Raw genomic sequence first — 21543 nt, forward strand, 5'->3', positions numbered from 1 at the left:
TTGTCAACACTTAAATTTAAACTTTCTAAAAAGATTCAATCTAAGTTTTACTTAACACCCTGAGTTGTTCGTGCCTCGCTATGCGTTGCTGTTTCCCGTCTCAGTGGGGTCGCATTATAGGGAGAACAGATTTTTACGCAAGCGTTTTATTGACAAAACTTTAAATAAAGCATTGTTCGCTGAGAATTTAAGCTAAACGCATTAAAAACACAACATAACTAGCACTTTATTAACATTTAACGCCTATTAAAGTGTTTGTTATGGCCTACGCTATCAAAAAATACTGTCTACAGACCTGCTATTAAGTCATTTATCTAAAAGCTATAGTTAAAGCCCGCGTAAAAACGACGACCTGAGTAGCTAGTATTGAGTAATCGCGCATCGGTGTCACTTCCTAAACGCGTTACTGATTCAGATTTAGTTAAATTAATAACCGCTGCGGTAAGGCTAAGCCCGTCGTATAAATTTACAGATGCATTTACATCGATTTGTTCGTAAGGGTCTTGGTATACATTTAATCCGCTATTTAAACCGAGTACTGTTTCGCCGCGCTTATTATAAGAAGCACGTACATTAAAATAACCTCCTTCATAATAAACAGAGGTGTTGTACTGATACTTTGCACTACCTATTAAAGCCGACTGACCAAATTCTTCACCATTAATTGTTACATCTGCTTTATTGGTTTTGTTATAAGTGTAATTTGCGTAAAAGCCAAAACCACTATCAAAGGCATGCTGAATAAATACTTCCGCGCCTTTTGATACTGCATCGGTGCCATTACCTACAGTGCTGTAAGGGGCTATATTAATAGTCCCTGCATCCACTATATTATTTTTACCAGCAAAGTTTTGCTCTACGTCGATCACCAGTGGCACGACAAAGTTATCTACTTTTTTATGAAAAAGCGCCAATCCAACAGCAGAACCTTCGCCGTAATAATACTCAATAGATAAATCGGCTTGAATTGATTCAAATGGCTTCAAGTTTTTATTACCGCCACTGCCGCTAAAACCTAGCTGTTCATTAAATGCAGCTCTATCATCTGCCCATTCATCTGATACAAATGTAATACGCTGCTGCGCACCTAAATCACTATAGTCAGGACGAGATATTACTTTAGCTATTGCCCCACGAATAACTAAATCGTCGGTTGCATCCCACGCTATATTAAAGCTTGGCAAAACTTGAGTGTCTTTGTTTTGCTGAATGACTAATTGATAGTCTTCTACAAAACGAGCGTCACCTGTTACTGGCTCACCTGTTTCATCATTTGTGTGATCTAATTGGTAGGTATATAAGTCAGTAGATGAAGTAAGTGTTTTTGTTTGCACAACACGCACACCCAAATTACCTCTGACTTCACTAAATTCAAAATCACCTTGTATATAAAAAGCCGATATTTTCTCTTCTATATCGTAAACAAAATTATCTTCAATGCGCGTATAAGGTACATAACTAGCAGTGACCATATCGCGGTATTTATTCCAGTCGATACTTGGCATTTGGTTTATATCAAAACCACCTGCAATATTATTCTCACTAGTAAATACATTTTGAGCTAATGGCATTCCACCATTCCACTGGTAGCTATCAAAACGGGTAATACCTTGCTCACTTGCTTCCCCTGCAGCAATATCAAAATTTGGATCTAAAAAGAAGGTGTTGCCGGTTTCACGGTGAAGAGTTGAATTGCGGTATTTAGCACCGGTTTTAATTGTTTTTAAAAAGCCCCAATCAACATAAAATTCCACATCAGCTTGGTAGTAATCTTCTTCTAGCTCACTGCGTACAAAGCTTGAGTTTGAAGAGCCCGCATCACGACCGCCTCCAACTCCATTTTGTAAATTAACTAATGTATTAGGGTCGATATTAAGTGACACATTATTTTGATTGAGTGACCAGCCAGCCGTTTGAGCTGCGTTTTGAATAGTGGCTGCGTTTTCGCCCGCGTTAGAACTTTTATACGCCGCTTCCCAGCTTTCTTCTGGGCCGCCCTCTGATTGTGTATTACCAATTACAAAGCGCGCTTTAAAATTATCACCTTCATAGGTTAAATTAAAATCAAAGGTATCGGAGGTAGATTCCTCGCGTACGTAGCTGCCACGCATCCACGGAAATTGCATATCATTTTCGACACCACTTGCCATTGCATCGTATTGCATAGCAGTAACAATAGTGCCCGACTCATCAAGATTTACATCCGTCAAAAAATCAGGATTTAAAGACCACTCTGGTATATCAATCACAGATTCTGTTCTGTCTTGCCCAAGTGTAAAACCAAAATAATTAAAGCCAAGCTCTAAACGATTTGTTGGTCGCCACTGTGAACTAAATTGAATCCCTTCGCGCTCACGTTTTTCGTTAAGAACAGAACCTCGAACAACTTGCGGAAACCAAACGCCATCGTAACTGTTGCCGTTTGCATCATTAATAGTATCCCAACCGTTATTGTTATCAACTGTATTACCATGTATATCTGTTGCTTGCCCAGTGCCAGTATAGCGCCATACATTAGCATTAGTACCGCCCGAAAGCGTTCTGTTTGTCCGTTCCTGATAGGTATAGCCAACTAATACACCAAAGTTTTCGTTGTCGTTTTTCCATGAATATAAACCCGTAAACTGCGGTTCGTACTCTTTTGTAACATCAGCGTAAGTACTCTCGATATTAAAGACACCCGAGTTTGCATCCATATTTAAAGGTTTTCGGCTGTGCATTAATACAGTGCCACCAACCCCACCTTCATCAAAGCGTGCCTCTGGCGATTTATAAACCTCGACGCTTTCAATCATTGAAGACGGTAACAAAGCATAATCAAACGAACGCGAAGGCTCCCCCGGAGAAGATGCTATAAAATTACCATTAAGCTGTGTAAAGGTAAGTTCTGACGATAAACCACGAATACTGACAGATGAACCTTCCCCGCCATCACGCTCAATTACCACACCGGGTACACGCTGAAGTGAGTCTGCAACGTTTTTATCAGGGAACTTTCCAATGTCTTCCGCGGTAATGGCATCAACTACTGAGCCAGACATTCGTTTTACATCTAAGTTTTCGGCCATACTTGAACGGATACCACGTACTTCTATTACTTCCATATCTTTTGCGTGCTGCGAGTTTTCTTGCGCTGCAACAGCACACGTAGAACCCACAGCAGAAAAAATTGATACATAAAGTGACGACTTACAAAACGTTGAAAAAGGGAAAGGGTATATGCTTGCTACTATCATGTGAGAGGCTGTTCCATTTAAATCTGCTTATATAAAACCTAAAGCGAGAAGTTAGTCCTTTTACGTAAATTATTTACGAAATGGCAAAAATTGTTCCCAATTCTACACAGCCAAACTTAACCGTTTGTTAATCATCAATATTAAAACTAAATAAACGTCTCATATAACTGTATTAATACCTATTGGATGAAACTTAAAATCCAACCCACACATCAAAACCACTCTTAATTAACAAGCTAATAGAGGCTTTGTTGAATTTAATAGCTTAATAAAATAATTACGCTGCATAAATCATAGGGTGTATAGAAAAAACAAAGAGGATAACTAGATGTGGTAGTCAGCAGTTTATACTTTAGAAAGCAAAACTGCCGAATGATATTTGAAAGAAGTAACAATTGCTAAATAGCGCTTGGTTAATCAAGCGTAGCAATAACCTCTGAAAGCTCTAAGAGTGTAGGCTTTCCACCATAATAATTTGTATCTATATGATAACTATTGCCAACCCAAAAAGGCGCTTTAGTTGAGTTATGTCCATGTATTGAAAAGTCGACTCCATGACTTTTAACTACCTTATTTTGTTTAACTACTTCGCGATCCCACAATAAAGATTGCACGATTAGCGATTTATCATCAGGGTAATTTTCCCAATCCCACGATTGTGCAAATGTATGAGACAACCCTATTGTATAACCACGATACTCTAGTACTATTGAAAGCGGTTTAGTTAGTAACTCATCGCACATGACACTGAGCTTTTCACTTGATACCGACTTATGCCAATTGCCACCATTGTCAGTCCATAATTTAAAAGCCGCTTTATCATTACTTAATAATGATTCCAACATTAAATGCTCATGATTACCTAATATCATACATGCCCTAATGGCTTGTAAGTATGTAAATAAGTCATATGTTTTATCCCCGCGATCAACAAAATCGCCTAGGCAAAACAAAGTATCTCTTTCAGGGTTAAAATTTACGTTATTAAGTGCGTTTTTTAAGGCCGGTAAATCACCATCAAGATCGCCAATTACAAATACTCGGCACTCATCATTAATAAATATGGCTTGTTTTGAAGATACAGCCTGAATAGCGTTAATACCAATATCCAAAATAGACTCCTATAGAATGCAATCTAAAACTTAGATTAATACTTGAGTTTATAAAGCCTTAAGGTAACACAATATAATTGATAATTAATGAAGGTAATAAGATTTGATTGAAACTAAAAATGCATGACAGAGGACCTTAGCTACAACCTAAATAAGTAATGTAAGTAGTGCTTTTAGCTTAAATTAAAAGCGGCTTAGCAAAATACCTGACCAGCTATTTTCAGGTTAACCGCACAAATTTTTCTGCTAGTTCGTCCAAGGTTTCACGCTTATTCGGATCGGGCTTTATGCAGTCAATAGGGCAAACACTTACGCAAGTAGGTTTATCATAATGCCCTACACACTCAGTACATTTACTAGCATCTATTTGGTATATCTTCGCGCCCATATAAATAGCCTCATTAGGGCATTCTGGGTCACACATATCGCAGTTAATGCATTTACTATTTATGAGTAGAGCCATTTTTTAGCCTTTTCAATTAATATCATTATAAAACAAAAAGATAAGTAAAAATAAAGGTGTATAAAGGCTAATTTTTGTGCAGTTCTAGTTTAATAAAAAACCGCTATTTTTCAATAAATCGTAACACAAATTAGTAACACAAATTTTTATTTTTGGGTGTAAATTACAGCCGCGAATTATGCCTATTTTTCTCTGTTGCTTTGTTGATCTTAATCAATAGAAATAGCCGCACTTTTACTAAGTTTGATATTATTTTAACTTTCCTAAGTTATTTATTTAAATTAATATAAAATTAGCTGACCTGCCAAAAAGCGCTTAGGCCCTCTACTTATATGCTAATCCCGTCAAAAGAACATTCAAATAAGGAAAACAAGTGAATATAGTACCTCCAAGAATTTAGCCTTTTTCAAAGTGTTATTTTCGCAAATACTCTATGCCTAAAATTAAACCCTATTTAAAGCGTTAAGATGATCTAAATGATGCTTTACTCTTCGTACCATCACTTCAATTTACTTAATCGCTATCAACCTGGCTGTAATCAATTGGTCATATTATTCACTTAGTATCTATTTAAAATAAAATTCTAGACTGAGTAATGAAGACTTTTAAAAGCCCCCTGCCATCGAATTTAAATATTTCTTCTGAGCAAAGCGATGTAAAAAACGTTATCACCCATATTCGTAAATTCATTAGTCGTCGAACCAATAATACTGATGACGTAGACGATCTTGTGCAAGAAGCTCTGCTAAGAACATTAAATAGAAATGACACGTCAGAAATTGAAAACTTTCAGGCGTACATAAATCAAGTCGCAAAGTCTGTTATGTATAGTGATTGGCAAAAAAATAAAAGCCAACCAAATAATGCAGAAGATATTGAGCTTTTTACAAATGATAATAGCGATCCAGAAGCGCAGTCTATTACAGAGCAAAAGCTCGAGCTTGTTAAAAGTGCGTTGCAAGAGTTACCACCTTTAAGAAGAAAAGTATTTAAGCTTCGACGCATTGACGGGTTAAGTCGCGAAGAAATTAGTCTGCAGTTAAATATGAGCCAAGAATCTGTAAAAAAACATATTACGCGCGCAATGATACAAATAACGCTTAGCATTGAAAAAAATCAATAAAAATGTCCCCTTTATTACACTTTTACGCTCTTTATATTTAATCAACGCAGGTTAGGTTTTTTAATGAACGAACAACGCTTAGAACAGGCAGTAGATTGGGTAGATCGGATTAATGATTTAAATGATCATGACCGTGAAGAACTATCGCTTTGGTTAAAATGCACAGAAAATAAGAATGCATTTGAAAAAATAGCTAATGTATTTGGCGATCCTGCTGTTAAACAGGCTTTACACATTTACACTAAACAATATAGTTTACCGACTCCAATAATTACGCCTAATGCTAAACGCTCTAGAACTTTCCCTATGCTCGCCTTAGCAGCTAGTTTTAGCGCTATTGCTTTTGCAGTGTACTGGCTTGCTATATCTCAACAGACATTTACACCAACACCGATTGCAAAAACCGTAGTTAAATCTAGCCTGCCTCAGCTTTTAGAAGCACATTTAGGTAAACGTGTATCGCAGTTATTAGATGACGGTTCATATTTGCACTTAAATGCAGATAGTGAGTTAACTGCGCACTTGCTACCACACTCAAGGCAAATCGAATTAAAAAAAGGACAGGTTTTTTTTGATGTAGCCAAAGATAAAACACGGCCATTTATAATAAATTCAGGACAAGCAAGCATTAAAGTACTGGGTACTTCTTTTGATGTAGAGCGCAATAAAGATGAAGTAGTGGTAACTGTGTACGAAGGCAAAGTAGAAGTCTCGGCTTTAGATAAAGTGATATTAACTCCCTCTCAACAAGCTGTTATAAAAAATGGCCATATAACTGTAGATTATAGCCAGCAGTTAGCACAACTCCCTGCTTGGCGAATGGGTTGGATTGATGCAGAAAAAGAACCTCTAACCAGTGTTATTAAACAATTGCAGCGTTACAGCCCTATGGTAATTAAAGTGGATAACACACTAAATAATACACTAATTAGCGGACGATTTAATCTCGAAACGCCACAACAAAGCCTTATGCTCATTGCATCAACTTATAACTGGAAAGTAGATAAGAAGAACAACGTACTTCATTTAACGTTACCTTAAATGAGTAAAAATATGACTGTATTACTTTGATTAAATGATTATGCTAAAACAGGTACGTACATTAAATAAAAGTATTTTAGTGTACTTTTTTATCGGTGCTAGTTGTTTAACAACGTTGCCTAGTGCGGCAAAAAATATAAATACCTTTATTTATATACCAGCGAGTTCTCTCAGTGATAGTTTAAGAGAGGTAGCAAATGCATATGCAGTCTCTTTTAGTAGTAACCCTTCACTTATCAACGACAAAACTACGTCCACCTTAGTGGGCGATCATACACTTGCTCAAGCACTAGATTTTTTATTAAGAGGCAGCGAGTTAACATATAAAATTCAAGACAAGGGTTTTGTTATTTTTCAAAAAAAAATAACAACCAATAACGAAATACTTGAAGAAATAACAGTAAAGGGTATTCGCTATTCATTAGCTAGCTCACGAAATTTAAAACACAATAATAAAACGATTAGTGAAGCAATTTCAGCACAAGATATTACCGATATTCCCAATACTAACTTAGCCGAGGCCTTACAGTATATTCCTGGCGTAGCAATTACTCGCGAAGCAGGCGAAGGTCGCCAAGTTTCAATACGAGGTAACTATCCTGATTTTAGTTTGGTGACACTCAACGGTATGCCTGTGTTAGCAAATAATGATTCACCTATGGATAGTCGAGTACAAAAACAGCGCGATCGTTCTTTCGATTTCAATATTTTACCTGCCGAACTTTTTAAACAAATCCATGTAATTAAAGCATATTCCGCCGATAAAATTGCAGGTGGAATATCTGGAACAATGGCATTACAAACTATAAACCCTTTAGATAATGAGGGGTTTAAATTTATTATTACCCCAGAAGTTGGCTACAACGACTATGTGGGTACAGGCGCAAAACGCTATTCAAGCTTAATTTCTAACACGTGGAATAATTGGGGGGTACTTGCAAGCGTTGCATACACAACCAGAGAGTCGTTAGAGCAAGGTGCTAATACATTTCGCTGGCGTAATATTGCAATAGATGGGGCTGACCTATCGGCTTTAACCCAATCACAAGCACTGCATTTGACTCAAGGCGATTATATAGTTCCTCGTGGTAATCGGTACTCGGTATGGCAAGCTACACAGCAGCGATTTGGGGCAAATCTATCTGTAGAGTATAAAAATGAAACCACCCATTTTGATTTTGATATGCTCTCAGGGTTTTTAAAAGGGGATAGGCATGAATATCATTTATACCCTAGAGGGGAGCAGTCTACGCCTATAATTAAAGGGCTAACAACAATCACAGACATTCAAACGAATGAAAATAATGAGCTAGTGTATGCACGTTACGAAAATGCACGAGTCGCAACCGAAAGTAGAACCCAAGAAATAAATACGGCATATCAGCAAGGTGTGCTATCACTTACGCAACAAGTGAATACAAATTGGAAAGTAAGCGCCATATTAGGAAAAGAACAATCAAAGTATGACATTCCTTACAGCAATAAGATTTATACCCAAGGCATAAGTGACGTTACGATTGATTATCGTAAAACTCCATTTTATGCAGATATTAACTACAGTGAAAATTTAAAAAATCCTACAATGTGGCAAATGCATCATGGTGATATAGAACAATACAATTCAAATAGTGAGTACACCTTCGCAAAATTAGATTTTCAATATGACATTAATAGTTTAATCACCCTTCAATTTGGAGCTGATTGGACTCTGTTTGAAAATAAAATGTATAACGCACAGCAAAACGATATTTTTTTTAATGAATTAACCAACGCACCACAACAATTAACTGACCTTCCTGCGTCGTATGTTTCATCGCAACATGCACATAAAAGCCTACAATGGTTAAAAATAAACACCAATGAAGCACTTAAACTTTATGGCATCGACCCATTTAATATACAAAACAATAGCTCATCAATTACCACTGAAGCTGAGCATATACAAGAATATAGCAGAGGAGCTTATACTTTAATAAGCACAGAGCAGGCACAATGGGAAGCTCATATAGGTTTGCGTTATCAAGCAGAATCCATAACATCTCACACTCAAGCCCCTTACTCTCCTATTTTATATAGTCTTTGGCTTCCAACTTTTAATGGATCATATTTTATAAACGATAAATGGCGATTACGTGTAGGACTTTCTAAAAACTATTCAAAACCATTACTGAACTCACTAAGTTTTAATGGTTCAAACGATACCCCAAATAATACAAAATATACATTTAACTCAAGTCTAAAACCTTACTTATCTTATAATACCGATATTTCCTTAGAAGCAGATTTTAGTAGTCGTAGTACGTTTAATATATCACTCTTTTATAAAGATTTGGATGATTACATAGTTACAACGCAAGTCCCCTTATCAAAAACTTCAGAGTCTACAACCCCCGATATTAATAACCTTTGGCTAAGTAATGCAGAATCAGCTTATCAGTGGGGAGCGGAAATAAGTTTAAATTATTTAATACATAATTCTGACTGGGGTATCAACCTACAAACAACTTACAATAAAGGCAAAGTCACGTATTACGACTCAAATAATGGCTCAGCTTTATTTAAAAAAAACCTACCTTTTTTATCTAAAATAACCGCCTCAAGTATGATCTTTTATGATCACCCTAAGTTCAATTTTAAACTAGGCGCTATTTTTAGAGATAAATATTTAGTTCGGGCAGGCAGTCTTTTGCTCGATGAAAACGAAACAGGGTTTATGCCGACTGTTTATTGGGATGCAAACCTAAATTATTATTTTTCTAATCATTGGAAACTTAAATTTAGCGCATTTAATCTCAGCAATGAACAAGAGCGACAATACAGTAACTCAACACTAAGAGCCTATAACTCAACCACAAGTGGTCGCACTTATTACTTGGGGTTGAGTTATCAGTATTAGATAATCTCCCCCGTTTTCAAATCAACGCTAAAATTCTCACCTTGGGTATGCTTACTAAATTTTGCCATTATTTTTATTAACAAAGCCAAATCCTGCTGTGTTTGCGTATCTGTTTTACAAGTCGATTGAGCTAAAAACTCATTTAGCTGTTGATAAGTAATACGCTTTTGAGGTGTTATATCTGCAGTTACATCACCATTTCTTAATAAATAAAAATCTCGAAGCCATTCTTTTGTAGATACAGCTTTAAGTTGAATTAGCAAATTAGGCGAGACTTTATTTAAACACTGCATATCTGTAAACCAATCTGCTAAATAGTGATTATCGTTTAGCCATGCCACTAAACTTTTTGGCCAATCGCGTTTTAAAAAACGCTGACTAATAAGTCCAAATAAATGCTGTTTAGTAAAATCACCATAACTTTCTGAGCTCAAAATAGTACGGTCAAAATTACTAAGATTATGTTTTTCACGATATACCCATTCCTTTTCATATAAACCAAATAAATCATTGAAACCAGGAACATCGTCTAATGTATGAGTACTTACCAATGCGGTGTGCTTTACTAAGTTTAGCTCTGCAATCTTATATGCAGCTTTATAAGCAGCTAAACTTGGCACTTGTACATTAACTAACTGAGAGTCTCGATTACTTGTTACCAGCGCAGTATCATTTAGATGCATATGTCCTGCAAAATGTAGTGTTAATCCTGTATCTGCAAGTATTTGTGTTGTACGGGGTGTAGGCACTCTAGGTAGGGAAAAATGGCCACGACTAAACACTTTATGTAATTCATCATTCGCATTATCGTAAAACTCTCCCATTGGAAAGTGGCTAAATGCGATCAGTGTTTTGTTTTGCTCTTTTGACCTTTTAACAACCGTTTTTATCCACTTTAACAGTAAAGGCTTTGCATCAATTAAAGCATTATAGCCGGCACTAGACGAACCCTTAAAAGTGAGTGGCGAATTTTGCCATTGTGGTGCATACACATTGGCATCTATTGCCATTAACCAAACACCTTTTATGGGCTCAACTAAGTAGCTCGCATCTGGCATCGTTATACAATGATTAACATCATTAGGGTCACACCATATAAACTCTCGGTTTTCATAAGGTGTTTCATATAGCACGTCACTTTTATGTTTGCTAAATCCAAAGTTACTGAGTGTGCTTAATATTTCAGTGTAACCCCAGTTTTTTAAACCATCATCACATACAGACGACTTAGTCATACACTTTTCATGTTGATAACTATAAACGCCAAACTCTTTACCTTGAGCCGTTAAGAAGTCAGCTTTACCTGCCTCAGTTGTAAATGGCTTTACGGGGTCATGATTGCCTGGAATCGCAAAAAAACGCATCCCATATGTTTTTTCATAATGGTCTAAAATACGTGCTAGTGCCCGAACATTAATAGGTTGGCCATCATCAGTAAAATCGCCTGGTAGGATGACTAACTTAATCTCTTTTTCTACTAGCTCATCTAATACATGTAAAAAAACAAAATAATTTTCATTGAAAAGTCGCGTTGAGTGAAGCTGCGCATACATACTTCGCACCAGTAATGGTTGCTTTGACCCTACATCCGTTGGTAACTCTATATTGTCTGTATTATGTAAATTAGCAAAAATATCATGTAGATGAATATCAGCTAAAAATGCAACTTTAACCGTCTCCACCTTCACTGCACTTTTAACCTCGTAGTACGAGGTAGCACTCACTTTAAATGTAATACATAACCCAATCCATAGTGCTAACCATAGTGCTTTGACTCTAATCATGATGGCTTTATCCAGTTTTCACTCAACTTATTATTTAGAGCGCGGTAATGGATAAAAGGGGACATAAAATTTTATAAACATGCTTTTCAATTATGAAACTTTTATTAAATGCATATTTTTGTGTCCCCTAATTTATGAATGCCCGCTCTTAGATAGCAAACTCAACAATTGAGACGTGGTATGCCACTTTTTATTTTTATTATTTTTGCAGATTATGTAACTAGCATTAACGCTATGCCATTAAATACCTTTCAAATGATTGGCTCACATAACAGCTATAAAAAAACATTAAACGTAGGCGTTAATAATAAATTAAATACTCTAAATCCTAAACTAATGGCCCGTATTGATTACGGTCATTCTCCCATTATTAAACAGTTAAATAGCGGTGTTCGCCATTTAGAAATTGACGTTTTAAAAGACCCTAATGGTGATTTATACATAAAACCTTGGGCTAATACTTTTGCAACGACTCCTTTATTTAATGAGTTAGAAAAAAAGCAATTAGCTACTCCTGGATTTAAAGTAATGCACATTCCCGATATTGATGTGCAAAGCCATTGTGTATTGCTCAGTGGATGTTTGAATACACTCAAAACATGGTCAGAGGCAAACCCGCAGCACTTTCCTATTGTTGTAATGCTCAATGTAAAAGAAACGCGATCAGATGTAGTGCTGGGCAATAATCCACTTAAATTTACACCGAACGATTATTATTTACTCGATGAAGTAATTCAAAAATCGTTACCTAACTCATTATTCACGCCCGATAACTTACGTAAAATACCGTTATCTTTAAACCAAACAGTCGTTAGGTTTGGGTGGCCAAGTACACGTGCCTTGGCTGGTAAGTTCATATTCTTATTTGATGGCAATACACAGCAATCGGCACTTTATAAACAAAATAGGCCTTCGTTAAAAGGGGCAAGCATGTTTGCCAATTATGATGAAAACCAGCCCGAAGCTGCTTTTATGATTGTAAACAACCCTACACGCGACTTTTATAAAATTCAGCAACTTGTACTTAAAGGTTACATGGTGCGCACCCGCGCAGATGCAACCTTAAGTGCAACCAATTCTCAGCGAGCAATCCAATTTAATGCCGCGAAAAATAGCGGCGCACAAGTAATTTCGACCGATTTTATACCCAGCTCGCCACAGCAGGCGCGCTTTAACTATGTGGTGCAATTTGACGAAGGTCATTTAGTGCGCACAAACCCTTTTATTAATAATCAACTTTAAATTAAAAACCAAGGAAGCATTATGTTGAACAAACCATCTCGTACGCTTTTAGCAACGGCTATAATGAGCTCATTAGGCGCGTCTAATTATGTGTATGCAGAACAATCTGCTCAAACAGAAGTAGAAGAAATAGTTGTACAGGGTTATCGCAACAGTTTGTTAAAAGCAAAAGATTTAAAACGAAATGCTGTGGGCGCACAAGACTCTATTGTCGCTGAAGATATTGCTGATTTTCCGGATCTAAACTTAGCTGACTCACTACAACGAGTTCCTGGCATTGCGATTACCCGAGAAGGTGGCGAAGGCCGACAAATTTCATTACGAGGTTTAGGACCGAACTTTACACAAGTACAACTTAACGGTATGGAGGCTTTGGGTACGTCTTCTTCGGCAATGGATAGCCGAGGCTCAGTAAGCAGATCACGCGCTTTTGATTTTAACATATTTGCTTCTGAGTTATTTCAGCGCGTTGATGTGAAAAAATCCTTCTCTGCCGAAATGGATGAAGGTGGTATAGGTGGAACTGTTGGACTTCATACAGCAAAACCATTTGATTTTGATGGGTTTAATACTGCAATATCAGGTCAACTTGGTGACAATTCACAAACTGATGATGTTAGTCCACGTTTTGCAGCTCTGATCTCAGATACTTGGGATGATAAATTTGGCGCATTATTTTCAATTGCATACAGCAAACGTGATGTAAATGAGCAAGGTTACAATACATATCGCTGGCGCAAAAAAAATGCTTCAGGCTCAGATATATCCGAGCTATCAGATGAGTTACAAGACAAAATTAACAACGAAGAAGTGAGCTTTTCACGTGGTAGCCGTTATTCGTTATTTGAAAACCAACAGGAGCGCCTAGGGACAACACTTGCCCTGCAGTATCGCCCAAGTAATAACCTTGAATTCGGTTTTGACGCTCTATATGGTGAACTGAATAATGACCGCAGTGAATACCACTTACAAAATAGAGGTTCTAGTTCAACAGCTATTGGTTGTACTGGACCAGCTTATAACAACGAGCAAATATGCTCAAAGCTAACAGCTCTTGAAATAAACGAAAATAACGATGCTATTTATTCGGTATACGAAGACGCCGCTATTCATTCAGAAAGCCGTAGCCAATATGCTGATACCCACATTAGTCAGTTTGTATCAAATAGCGATTGGCAAATTACAGAAGATTTAAATATGACCGCCTTAGTCGGGCGTTCACAAACCAAGTTCAATACAGGCAGTGTTAAAGTTTACCTAGAGACATTTGGCGATGAAACTATTGATTATCGCAAGGATGCTTATTATGGGGAAAATACATACGGGTTTGATCCTACTGACAGTAGTTTATTCCGCTATCACGAAATTGATATATCTGAAGAAGAAATCACCAATACATTTGACTCTATAAAATTAAATTTTAATTACACGCTTAACAATACTTCAAATATAAAGTTCGGTGTATCTAATAAAAAGTTTGAAAGTGAAAACGGTGAAACTAAATCTGATAACGTTAACCGCAGCGATTGGGAAAATGGCTTACTGGATGACACGGTAGATCCAAGCCTGATATTTACAAATACCGCGCACAATAAACAGCAATGGGTAAGTGTCGATGTACTAGGCACCCTAGCAAGTATGAATATCGATCCTAATTTAGATAATCCTGATTTTACCGATAACGTACAAGAAAAAACCTTTGGGGCTTATTTGCAATACGAAGCTGAATGGGAATTGGGCTCAGGTTATTTAATGGGTAATGCTGGTGTACGCCATTACGATACTAAAACCAACGCCGTAGGTTTAATAAATGGAGAAGTAGTTGATGTTGAAAACACCTACTCAGGACTTTTGCCTGCTATAAATTTAGTTTGGGATAGTAATAACAGTTTAGTACTTCGTGCAAGCTATGGCGAAAATCTCACCCGCCCTTCGCTCGGTGCATTAGTGCCAACAGGCGTTGTTCAAAATGATGCCACATCAACCAATGGCCTTAGTATCAGCTCAGGAAACCCAAACCTTAAACCCTACGAATCAGTTAACTTCGACTTTTCAGTCGAGTACTATTTTGAAAACATTGGGTATGCGGCCGTAAGTTACTTTCATAAATCTATCGATAACTTCATTATCACCGAAACATATGATATCCCATACAGCCAAACCGGATATCCTCTTAGCTTTTTAGGCGACGTAGACGAAAGCGGTAATCCGCAAACAGCAAATACTGTTTTTACTGTTATTCAGCCTCAAAACTTAGATGAAAGTGATATTAGTGGCTGGGAACTCGCTTTTCAACGTGACCTAGACTTTTTACCTGCCCCGTTTAATAACTTAGGTGTTATTGCTAATTATACATTTGCTGATGGTGAAGCACTGTACCGTAATGTAGGTAATTCAGGTATTGATCAATATAAATCATTCCCTGGCCTGTCAGAGCATTCGGGTAACTTTACAGTATATTACGATTCTGATTCATGGGGCGCACGCGTTGCAGCAGCTTATAGAAGTGACTATATTGCATCGGTACAAGCCGGTAACGGCGATGAAGACGAAAATGGTTTTCATGCCAGTACATACATAGATGCATCAGCATTTTATCAGGTTAATGAAAAGCTAAAGCTCACTATAGAAGCAAGTAATTTGACTAATGAACGAGAAGAGCAGTATTCAGACTCCAATGATCGTTTGTACAATACGACGGTTAATGGCCGTACTGTTTATTTAGGTGCAAGTTATCGTTTCTAAATTATAAAAATGAGGCTCTACTTTTGTGTAGAGCCTCTCATTATTCTTTAGGGATTCATCAAAAAAGACGACGTATAAATTCACTTAATTAAGCGAATTTATATAAAGCACTCGATGTAAATCACTATTTTAAGTCTATTTTCAATCGCTTTAGCAAATATGACTTAAAACTACTTTTAATTTATTTAGCTGAACAGATAGAGTTACGTTGTTTACCAGTGCCTTTATTGCAGAGTTATGAAATCAAAGTTATATAAAATTTTATTGCCTAACTTCAGTTCTTACCCCTTAATCTCTAGTGAAATTTTAAAGTGCCGCTGTTAATATTGTCTACCTCCTAAATAATAAAGTAGTTCTAATGGCAGCTAGTTATTCTCTTGATGATTTACGTTACTTTTGCACCATAGTAAAACTAGGTAGCTTTAAAAAAGCATCCATAAACCTTGGTATGTCACTATCAACTTTAAGCCGTAGAATACGTTTATTAGAGCAAGCCCTTCAATTAACGTTACTAAATCGAGATGCTCATCGGGTAACACTTACGCATACTGGCGAATTATATTACGACCGCTACCGCAAGTTATTTGAAGAAGTAGAGTGTATTGAGCAAGCACTTTGTGATGAGAAAGACCAACCTAAAGGGAAAATTAGGATCTCTGCACCCATTTACATGGGTAAACACTTTTTAAGTGCTATTTTTTGTGAATTTTTACTGCAATATCCCGATATTCAATTAGATTTACGCTTTTCAAATAATCTTATTGATATTGAAAAAGAAGGGATTGATATCGCGTTTAGAGTAAGAAACCCAGCCATCGATAATTGGGTTATTAGAGAACTTAAGCTTACTCATAACCTGCTGTGTGCTCACCCAAATTATGATTATCAATCCATCACTCATCCTGGGCAATTAAAAGATCACCCAAAAGTTACTTGCCTTGGGTTAGTTCCGTGGCAGTTAAAAAATCCGCAAACGAGCGAAGAATACAGTTTTAATCCAAACACGCATGTCCGGTTAGAAGTTGATGAAATTCAAATGATGAAACAAGCCGTTGAGTCTGGTGTGGGTATTAGCTACATTCCTGATTATATAGCATTGCCTCTTATTGAAGCCGGGGAGCTTAAACGTATTCTTCCTGACTGGCAAAGTGAAGGGCAGCCATTTTCTATGCTTTATCGCGACAGAAAACAAGTACCTTATCGGGTACGACTATTAATAGAGCATACATTGCAACACTTCAACGAAAAGTAGCAATGTATGCTTTTAAAAAGAAAGCTTTAAACGTTTAAAAACTAAGCCTAAGTACAATTACACCTAAAAATGCTGTTGCTAGTCCTATCACTTCTTGGCGTGTAAAAGACTCTTTTAGGATGATGCGTGAGTACAATAAAATAATTAAAATGTTCATCCCTGAAATTGCCGAAACGAGCCCTGTATTACCAATTGCAAAAGCCGATATTATTGCCACCATACCTGCCACGTTTGTTAATCCAATCAGTAATCCGCACGAAAAAGTTTTACTCGCAGACCAATACCCTTGAGAAGTGCCTTGCTCTGCTAGCATTTTTTTACGCTTTACTAACCAACTAACAGCAAAAAGAAAACTACCAAAACCAAACATAGACGTTAGCGTTGCAAACGTATCGGCCTCAAGAAGTGTTGATTGCTTACCCATTAAATCATTAAATGCAAAGGCAAGTGCAGCGAGTAATCCCCATTGCGCACCTTGTAGGTTGTTCAACGAAATATCGCTTGAATAACGAATGATATAAAGGCCACCAAAAATAATGAAAAAGCCAATTAATTGAATTGTTGTTAAGGTCTCCTGCCACAATAAAAAAGCAAATAAAAGGACAAACAAAGGCGTTAATCCCGATAAAATACTAATTAAAGACGCTTTACCAACCGAAAACCCCTTATGCAACAAACCATTAGCAGCAAAAGAGCCAAAACCTAACGCTAGCCCAACCGTAATGTCTGCCCAGCCATGCCATGTGTGCTCAAATACCACAGTACCTAGCGCACTAATAACAAACCCTACAAAAAATACACCGAATAATAATAAGTTACGGTTAATCTTTTTCTGCGACGTCCATTGATAAAACACTCCTCGAGCACCAAAAAAAACGGTTGCGAGTAATGCAAAAATTATCCACATACAAAAATGATTCCTTTAAAAAGTAATGGGGTAACAGTGAGGAGCGATTTAACAACACGTGTTAAGTACGAATATCCATTATATTCGCTTTTAAAATTTTATAAATAAGCATTAATGATAAGATAAATTCCATAAATGGTATCTAAAAAAAAGCAGATGAAGATATAACTGCTCAGCGTCACTCTATTTAATAAAATAGCTTTGAGCAGTTATTAGAGTGGATCCTAACTGACCTTTTTGAACGGATTACGGGTATCTTGGTGCGCGTCTAGATTACGCATTAAAATAGCGTGATCTAAGTTAATGCCGTTATCTAGCGGGATTTTTACAATGTGACCAGAACCTTTAGCATCGCTAATACTTTTGCCTCTTTTGTTTTCCATATATTCAAGCGTAAAAGTAATGTTGCCTTGTGGTGTCATAAGCTCTAAAGATTGACCAGTACAAAATTTATTTTTAACGTCTATTTCAACTAATCCATTTTCGCAGCGCCCAAGTACTTCACCCACAAATTGCTGCTTAGTTGATACAGAGTGACCGTATTCATAGTTTTGATAATCTTGGTGGGCATGGCGTTTTAAAAAGCCTTCGGTATAACCACGATGCGCCAAGTTTTCCAATGTTTTAAATAAGCTAGTATCAAATGGTTTACCCACAGCGGCATCATCTATTGCTTTACGATAAACTTGTGCAGTGCGCGCCACATAATAAAATGACTTAGTACGCCCTTCTATTTTTAAACTATGTACACCCATTTTTGTTAACTGCTCTACGTATTGCACAGCGCGTAAATCTTTGGAATTCATAATATACGTGCCGTGTTCATCCTCGAACGCAGGCATATACTCACCAGGGCGACCTTGTTCTTCTAGCATAAATACATCGTTGCTTGGCGCGCCTTCCCCCAGAGTAGGTATCACCTGTTTGGGGTCAATTTTATGCACCATTTCGCCAGTTTCGTTCTCAACACCAGGTTTTACATCGTAATCCCAGCGACATGCATTAGTACACGTGCCTTGATTTGGATCGCGCTTATTTATGTAACCAGAGAGCAAGCAACGCCCCGAATACGCCATACACAGTGCGCCATGTACAAATACTTCAAGTTCGGTGTCTGGGCAGAGTGTGCGTATTTCGGCTATTTCTTCGAGCGACAACTCTCTTGATAAAATAACCCGTTCGATCCCCTGCTTTGCCCAAAATTGTACACTCGCGTAATTTACCGCATTCGCCTGTACCGATAAGTGAATAGGCATGGCTGGCCATTTTTCACGAACAAGCATAATTAAACCAGGGTCCGACATAATCAGCGCATCGGGCTGCATCGCAATAACTGGCTCTATATCACGTAAATACGATTTAACTTTAGCGTTATGCGGCGCAATATTAGACACCACATAAAACTTTTTATTTTGCGCATGCGCCTCACTAATGCCTATTTGCAGGGTCTCTAGGTCAAACTCATTATTACGCACACGCAAACTATAACGAGGCTGCCCCGCATAAACCGCATCTGCGCCATAAGCAAACGCGTAGCGCATGTTTTTTAAACTGCCTGCGGGGCATAATAATTCAGGAATAAAAGGCATTGAAGAAATAACGGGTAACATGTGCGCTCCATACATCGAACTGGGTTTAAACCAGTTGCATGAGTTTTACCAATTTGATTGAAAAATTAAGCATTAATCCAGTGAAATTGGTGTTATTGAAAAATACATAAACACAAGCGCAGCAGTATAAATATGGCTAATAATTTAAATTTGATCGAGATCATAAAACAGCAATCAAACTGGTTTTTAATAAAATTAGGATTTTTCACTTAAAACGCGTATAATTCGCGCCCGTTAATATTCACACTTTTACTTAAAATTATTGGAGCATAAAGATGGCTTTAGAGCGTACTTTCTCAATCGTAAAACCTGATGCAGTTGCTAAAAACCACATTGGCGCTATCTACAACCGTTTCGAAACTGCTGGCCTTAAAATCGTTGCAGCTAAAATGGTTCACCTTTCACAAGAGAAAGCTGAAGGTTTCTACGCAGAACATAGCGAACGTCCTTTCTTTGGCGCTTTAGTATCTTTCATGACATCTGGTCCAGTAATGGTTACAGTTCTTGAAGGCGAAAACGCTGTTCTTAAAAACCGTGAAATCATGGGTGCTACTAACCCTGCTGAAGCACTAGCTGGCACTTTACGTGCAGACTACGCTGATAGCATCGACGAAAACGCTGTTCACGGTTCTGATGCTGTTGAATCTGCTGCTCGCGAAATCGCGTACTTCTTCGCTGACGAAGAGCTTTGTTCACGTACTCGTTAATTCGAATTCGTTAACAAAATGAAAAGGGCTTTCGGGCCCTTTTTTAGTCATTACGCAAAGTATCCATAAGTGCATTTTTTGATATTTTACTTAATGATTAAAGTGAGTGAATTGTGTACAATTCGTCCTCGTAAATTTTTATCTCCACCGTCACCGATTGAGGTTGTTTCATGACCGAGCAAAAAAAGATTAACTTATTAGATTTAAACCGAGATGCAATGCGCGAGCTATTTGCATCGTTCGGTGAAAAGCCGTTTCGTAGTGACCAGGTGATGAAATGGATTTATCATTTTGGCGTAGATAACTTCGACGAAATGACTAACGTAAATAAAAAGCTTAAAGAAAAGCTTAAAGCTGAGTGCGAAATTGTAGCGCCAGAAATAACAGTTCGCCAACAAGCAAGCGACGGCACTATTAAGTACGCGCTTATTCTTGAAGGCGGCCAAGAAGTAGAAGCCGTTTGGATCCCTGAAAAAGAGCGCGCTACGTTATGTGTATCATCACAAGTGGGTTGTGCACTTGAATGTACTTTTTGTTCTACTGCTCAACAAGGCTTTAACCGTAACTTAAAAGTATCTGAAATTATTGGCCAAGTTTGGCGTGTAGCTAAAGATATAGGCCTTGATGGTCATAGCGAAAAGCGCCCAGTGACTAATGTTGTAATGATGGGTATGGGCGAGCCTTTACTTAATCTTAAAAACGTAGTGCCAGCAATGGAACTAATGATGGACGATTGGGGCTTTGGTTTATCTAAGCGCCGCGTAACATTAAGTACTTCAGGCGTTGTACCAGCTCTTGATTTACTAAAAGAAAAAATTGACGTAGCACTGGCTATATCTCTTCACGCACCCGATAACGCACTGCGTGATATTTTAGTGCCTGTTAATAAAAAGTACCCTATTGAAGAGTTTTTAGCGGCATGTCGTCGTTATATCGACGGTTCAAAAGCTAATAAAGACGTAACTGTTGAATACGTTATGCTTAATGGCATTAACGACAGCACTGACCAAGCGCATGCATTAGTACAAACGTTAAAAGGCACACCGTCTAAGGTAAACCTTATTCCGTTTAACCCGTTCCCGGGTAACGAGTACACACGCTCAAGTAATAGCCGTATCGACCGCTTTTCAAAAGTACTACAAGCTGCAGGTGTAACCTGTATTGTGCGCCGTACTCGCGGCGATGATATTGACGCAGCTTGCGGTCAGTTAGTCGGTGACGTAGTTGACCGTACTAAACGCTTAGCTAAAAAGAAAATCCGTGACGATAACGCGATTGCCGTTAATATCCACCAAGCATAATCTGTAACAGCCTTATATGAATAAGCCATATAAGGCTGTTAAGTTGTTTATTTTTAAATAAATGATGCAAGAGTAAAGCTTTTAGGTAAGATAGGCGACATGGACTAAAAATAAAGAGATAAGG

14 protein-coding genes are annotated in these 21543 nt (G+C 37.5%); 8 read left to right on the plus strand and 6 right to left on the minus strand.

The window, feature by feature from the left end; all coding sequences use genetic code 11:
- Positions 1–314: 314 nt before the first annotated feature.
- The 3 genes from H5120_RS12520 to H5120_RS12530 all read right to left on the minus strand — a co-directional run bounded on the left by H5120_RS12520 (position 315) and on the right by H5120_RS12530 (position 4811).
- Positions 315–3236 (minus strand): TonB-dependent receptor, encoded by a 2922-nt coding sequence (locus H5120_RS12520; protein ID WP_182674705.1) that lies wholly within the window; start codon positions 3234–3236, stop codon positions 315–317.
- 413 nt (positions 3237–3649) lie between these two features.
- Complete coding sequence (locus tag H5120_RS12525) at positions 3650–4348, minus strand: metallophosphoesterase (RefSeq protein WP_182674707.1); 699 nt, start codon at positions 4346–4348, stop codon at positions 3650–3652.
- A 220-nt stretch (positions 4349–4568) separates the two neighbouring features.
- Positions 4569–4811: a YfhL family 4Fe-4S dicluster ferredoxin gene (locus tag H5120_RS12530; protein ID WP_182673023.1), complete on the minus strand. Its 243-nt coding sequence runs from the start codon at positions 4809–4811 to the stop codon at positions 4569–4571.
- Positions 4812–5406: 595 nt separating this feature from the next.
- On the opposite strand from H5120_RS12530, the gene H5120_RS12535 reads away from it, so the two are divergent.
- The 3 genes from H5120_RS12535 to H5120_RS12545 all read left to right on the plus strand — a co-directional run bounded on the left by H5120_RS12535 (position 5407) and on the right by H5120_RS12545 (position 9871).
- Positions 5407–5934, plus strand: coding sequence for an RNA polymerase sigma factor (locus tag H5120_RS12535; protein ID WP_182712995.1), 528 nt, complete (start codon positions 5407–5409; stop codon positions 5932–5934).
- Positions 5935–5997: 63 nt separating this feature from the next.
- Complete coding sequence (locus H5120_RS12540; RefSeq protein WP_182674709.1) at positions 5998–6975, plus strand: FecR family protein; 978 nt, start codon at positions 5998–6000, stop codon at positions 6973–6975.
- A gap of 40 nt (positions 6976–7015) precedes the next feature.
- Positions 7016–9871, plus strand: a complete 2856-nt coding sequence (locus tag H5120_RS12545; RefSeq protein WP_182674711.1) for a TonB-dependent receptor — start codon at positions 7016–7018, stop codon at positions 9869–9871.
- Here H5120_RS12545 and H5120_RS12550 read toward each other — a convergent pair.
- A complete protein-coding gene (locus H5120_RS12550; RefSeq protein ID WP_220487087.1) occupies positions 9868–11655 on the minus strand; it encodes a metallophosphoesterase in 1788 nt (595 codons plus the stop codon). The two genes, H5120_RS12545 and H5120_RS12550, sit on opposite strands and share 4 nt — an antisense overlap.
- A 180-nt stretch (positions 11656–11835) precedes the next feature.
- Between H5120_RS12550 and H5120_RS12555 the strand changes: the two genes are divergently transcribed.
- From H5120_RS12555 to H5120_RS12565, 3 genes are all read left to right on the plus strand, one after another.
- On the plus strand, positions 11836–12897 hold the full coding sequence (locus H5120_RS12555; RefSeq protein WP_182674713.1) for a Ca2+-dependent phosphoinositide-specific phospholipase C: 1062 nt from the start codon (positions 11836–11838) through the stop codon (positions 12895–12897).
- A 21-nt stretch (positions 12898–12918) separates the two neighbouring features.
- A complete protein-coding gene (locus H5120_RS12560) occupies positions 12919–15642 on the plus strand; it encodes a TonB-dependent receptor (RefSeq protein ID WP_182674715.1) in 2724 nt (907 codons plus the stop codon).
- A gap of 358 nt (positions 15643–16000) precedes the next feature.
- Complete coding sequence (locus H5120_RS12565; protein WP_182674717.1) at positions 16001–16894, plus strand: LysR family transcriptional regulator; 894 nt, start codon at positions 16001–16003, stop codon at positions 16892–16894.
- Between the two features lie 34 nt (positions 16895–16928).
- Here the strand turns inward: H5120_RS12565 and H5120_RS12570 are convergent, their stop codons facing one another.
- Together H5120_RS12570 and yegQ are read right to left on the minus strand one after the other, a co-directional pair.
- Positions 16929–17801, minus strand: a complete 873-nt coding sequence (locus H5120_RS12570; protein WP_182674719.1) for a DMT family transporter — start codon at positions 17799–17801, stop codon at positions 16929–16931.
- A 224-nt stretch (positions 17802–18025) separates the two neighbouring features.
- Positions 18026–19411, minus strand: a complete 1386-nt coding sequence (gene yegQ, locus H5120_RS12575) for a tRNA 5-hydroxyuridine modification protein YegQ (protein ID WP_182674721.1) — start codon at positions 19409–19411, stop codon at positions 18026–18028.
- Between the two features lie 275 nt (positions 19412–19686).
- On the opposite strand from yegQ, the gene ndk reads away from it, so the two are divergent.
- Both ndk and H5120_RS12585 read left to right on the plus strand, forming a co-directional pair.
- Positions 19687–20118, plus strand: a complete 432-nt coding sequence (ndk, locus tag H5120_RS12580; RefSeq protein WP_002961288.1) for a nucleoside-diphosphate kinase — start codon at positions 19687–19689, stop codon at positions 20116–20118.
- Between the two features lie 170 nt (positions 20119–20288).
- Entirely contained in the window at positions 20289–21419 is a 1131-nt protein-coding gene (locus H5120_RS12585) for a bifunctional tRNA (adenosine(37)-C2)-methyltransferase TrmG/ribosomal RNA large subunit methyltransferase RlmN (protein ID WP_002961289.1), read from the plus strand.
- Positions 21420–21543 lie beyond the last annotated feature (124 nt).

The organism is Pseudoalteromonas sp. SR43-2 (genome assembly GCF_014163885.1).
GTDB lineage: Bacteria > Pseudomonadota > Gammaproteobacteria > Enterobacterales > Alteromonadaceae > Pseudoalteromonas > Pseudoalteromonas distincta.